Source organism: Bradyrhizobium sp. sGM-13 (genome assembly GCF_018398875.1).
GTDB lineage: Bacteria > Pseudomonadota > Alphaproteobacteria > Rhizobiales > Xanthobacteraceae > Bradyrhizobium.
In genome coordinates this window covers 1-1,497 of sequence record NZ_JAGWDK010000133.1, presented here as the reverse complement: position 1 = coordinate 1,497, position 1,497 = coordinate 1, and the positions used below count along the sequence as shown (strand labels likewise).

The 1,497-nt window shown below is 64.1% G+C and carries 1 protein-coding gene; it reads right to left on the bottom strand.

Features of this window, described 5'->3' with window-relative positions:
- Positions 1 to 3: 3 nt before the first annotated feature.
- Positions 4 to 1,311 carry an IS4 family transposase gene (locus KJQ96_RS38430; RefSeq protein WP_249735085.1) on the bottom strand — a complete coding sequence of 436 codons (1,308 nt, stop codon included), beginning with the start codon at positions 1,309 to 1,311 and terminating at the stop codon, positions 4 to 6.
- Positions 1,312 to 1,497 lie beyond the last annotated feature (186 nt).

Here is a 1,497-nt window from a genome sequence, read left to right as displayed (position 1 = left end):
GCACTAGGGCATGCACACATTTCTGAGGGTCCATCCGATTGCGACGGCATGGAAGTATTCGAGACCATGTTTCATGGTGATTGGACCCGGCGGCTTGGACGAGGGGTAGCCGTCCCAGCCGCCGAGACGGCCGATGATCCAGGCGGCCCAGGCGAGACTGTCCGATGGATGCGGATTCTTGAGCCGTTTGCTTTTGGCTTCGATATCTTGGTTGAGGGCGGTGAGCGCCGCGACTTCGTTCGTATTGAAGGTGAGGTGAATCGGCTGTTGGCCGCGGCCATCCCGCGCCTGCAAGAGCTGGATGGTAATGACGGCGGCTTTGGCAGCGATCGCGACCAGCTTGAGGAGCCGATCGGCGGTGGTGAGCTGACTGTCTTCGAGCCTGAAGCCTTGGGTCTTTAGGACGCGGAAGAACTGCTCGATCAGCCAGCGCCGCTTGTACCAATCGACGATACGCCAGGCCTGTTCTGCATTCGCCACCGGGTGGGTGGTGAGAAGCCGCCAGTGCAGCGGCTCGGTGCCGGCCTGAGGATCGACCTCCCGCACGTCGACCAGGGTCAGCGGCAAACTTTCTGGCAGATGGCGCAGGAATTTGTTTTGCGGCCGGGCCAGGTTCACCGCGCCGAAGCGCAGTTCGAGAGGCACAACCCGCTCGGCCCGCTGCGCCCGCGCCGGCAGCACGATGGCGCGCTGGTCCACGACTGCCATGGCCTCACTGGTCACGTACAGGCCGCTATCGTCCGCGAGCTTGCGATCATGCATGCTGCGCGCGATCACGTGGAAGCGCGGTTCCGCGGCGCTGGCATAAAGGGCGAAGATGTCGCTCTCGCGGTCACCCAGCGCCGTCACCATCGCGGCCCCGGCCAGCAGCGGCTTGGCCGCCAGCGCCGTGTCGATCCAGCGCTGCGATTCCTTGTCCGAGGGCTCGCGCAGATCGTGCGAGACGGTGCGGCGGCCCTTGCGCGTCCATATCTGACCGCTCAGCAAACCGAGGCAGGTGCCGTCGTCGGCATCTACCGCCAGCATCGGGTGCAGCAGCAACCCGTGGACATTGCCCTTGGCGGTCTCCCCGAGCCCGCGGCGGCGCTCGGCCGTCGTTGTGAAGTTGATCTCACTGGTGTCCTGAATCGCCAGCACGTGGCGGCCTTCTGCCGCGGCAACCGTGCCCTCGCTCCAGCTTTCTATGATGCGCTCTGTCGTCACCTTGGCGTTGCCGAGAAGCCGGTTGAACCGCACCTCCCGGGCGCGGTTACCCTTCGAAAGCCGGCGCAGACAGACATCCTTGCCCGCGACCATGCATTCGACAAGCATCGCCCCCCTTTATCGAGGCGACGATCCCCGAACCGACCCACCGACCAATTGATATGTGACAGCATCCCGACACCTCCGCCATCGCCGAAGTGCCGCAATAGAAATCACACGAATTCCCGATTCTGGAATCCCCCGCACGCGACCCGAGTCAATCCGCCGCACCAGATCTGTGCATGCCCTAGTGCG